Source organism: Nostoc sp. (assembly GCF_041747015.1).
Classification (GTDB): domain Bacteria; phylum Cyanobacteriota; class Cyanobacteriia; order Cyanobacteriales; family Nostocaceae; genus Nostoc.
Genome location: NZ_JBGTFY010000231.1, coordinates 1 through 1828, shown reverse-complemented (window position 1 = coordinate 1828; position 1828 = coordinate 1). Strand labels below are relative to the sequence as shown.

2 protein-coding genes are annotated in these 1828 nt (G+C 39.4%); one reads left to right on the top strand and one right to left on the bottom strand.

What is annotated here, in order from left to right; genetic code table 11:
* Positions 1 to 284: 284 nt before the first annotated feature.
* Positions 285 to 959, bottom strand: coding sequence for a lipoyl(octanoyl) transferase LipB (gene lipB / locus ACEW80_RS18605; protein ID WP_373528018.1), 675 nt, complete (start codon positions 957 to 959; stop codon positions 285 to 287).
* Positions 960 to 1579: 620 nt separating this feature from the next.
* Here lipB and hpf point away from each other — a divergent pair.
* On the top strand, positions 1580 to 1828 hold a 249-nt coding region (gene hpf / locus ACEW80_RS18600), incomplete at its 3' end, for a ribosome hibernation-promoting factor, HPF/YfiA family (RefSeq protein WP_373528017.1).

Here is a 1828-nt window from a genome sequence, read left to right as displayed (position 1 = left end):
TAGCATCCAGAGGTTCAAAAACCTTGCACTTTCGTCGGCGAGCGCCGGGCAAATTGGGAAACTAAGCGACGAAACTACTATTTTGTAAGCTGTGTGGCTTCTAGATTCGCTCTGGAGACTTATTCAGCAAGCCCTAATTAGATTCTAGCTTTGAGAACGGCAGTTAAATAGTTATTTTGATCCTATTAAATATGGACTACTCTTATGAGTGTCTCACAACTTAAATAGGACTGCTATAGTATTTATTCCATAGTTACAGCCTTAATTTACTCAGAGCAGAAAAATTATTCAGGCTCCGGCTCGATCAATTCTACGCTAAAGACTTCTGCAAAAGACTGCGCTACATAAAAACGTACCTCTTGGCAAGTAATATCTGGAATCCATTCGGCTAAACTGCCCACAGGTTTATCAGAAATACCGCAGGGTACAATGCGCTCAAAGCCTGTCATGTCTGGACAAACATTTAATGCAAAGCCGTGCATGGTAATCCAACGGCTGACTTTAATACCAATAGCCGCAACTTTTCGCCCTTGCAACCAAACGCCAGTAAAAGCCGGAATTCTTTCTCCCTGCAATCCATAAACTGCCAATACACGAATTATTACTTCTTCGAGTTGCCGTAAATACCAATGGAGGTCTTTACGATAACGTTGCAGATTTAAAATTGGATACCCCACCAGCTGACCAGAACAATGGTAAGTGACCTCGCCGCCTCGTTCAATCCGATGCACATCATATTGACTTTTGTCAATATCAAATTTGAGAAAATCTAAGTTAGATCCTTGTCCCAAAGTATAAACAGGTGGATGCTCTAGTAAAATTAACACGTCATCTAGACTGGGGTCATGAATGCGCTCAGTGAGGAGCGATCGCTGCCATGCATGAGCTTCTAAGTAAAGTACTAGTTTTCGATTATACAGCAAACAACGGTTTTTGTGTGGTTTATTACTATGGATCATGCCAAAAATAAATTGAGATTGGGAACGAAATATATTTCAAGTTGAAGGATTGGAGTCAGCAAATATTAAGTTTTGCAAAAGATTTTAAAGGAAAGTGAAGGGAAGCTGCATTAGAAAATACAAAGTGCTAGGTTGAAAAGATAACCTCAATAGGTTTTAGGAGGAATTTTCTGCAATAAGCATCATGCCAAGACAATAAAGACGAATGTACTGGTTGATGACTCTAATCATATTTATTGGCATTTTAAACAGAATCAAACTTCCACAAAGACTTGTATTTTTGAACAACAGCAAGCAAACCTCAATCGAATGCAAAAGGAGCAACTATCAACAATTCTGTAAGCGTTCCTTTAAAAGAGAAAATAGTCACGGGAGCTACTACTTAGATTTCCTCATCCAAGAGTTTTATGTGGACATCCAATTGGATATCAGCGCAGAGATGAGGAGGGAAATCAAGGGTATACTTGACAACAACTCAGATGCAGCACCTTAGAGACAGATTATCGGCAGTATATACAATATAGTTCACAATTTGTTTTGGCGGGAGTAATAGACCTTACCGCAACTTCTTTTCATACAAAGCAAATTCACACATCCAAATATTCAGCGGGAGACTTTACATGAAGCTTGTCATCCACAGCAAAAATATTGAAATCACCGATGCAATTCGTGAGTATGTACATCAAAAGATTGAAAAAGCAGTTAGTCACTTTCAGAACATTACCAATGAAGTGGATGTGCATCTTAGCGTAGCCCGTAATCCGCGAATTAATCCTAGACAAGCGGCTGAAGTAACTATTTATGCTAATGGTAGTGTTATTCGTGCCGAGGAAAACAGCGAAAACCTCTATGCCAGCATTGACTTAGTT

Bases quoted from the DNA above. Each gene is read 5' to 3' on its own strand.
- lipB (WP_373528018.1), bottom strand. From the start codon at position 959: ATGATCCATAGTAATAAACCACACAAAAACCGTTGTTTGCTGTATAAT.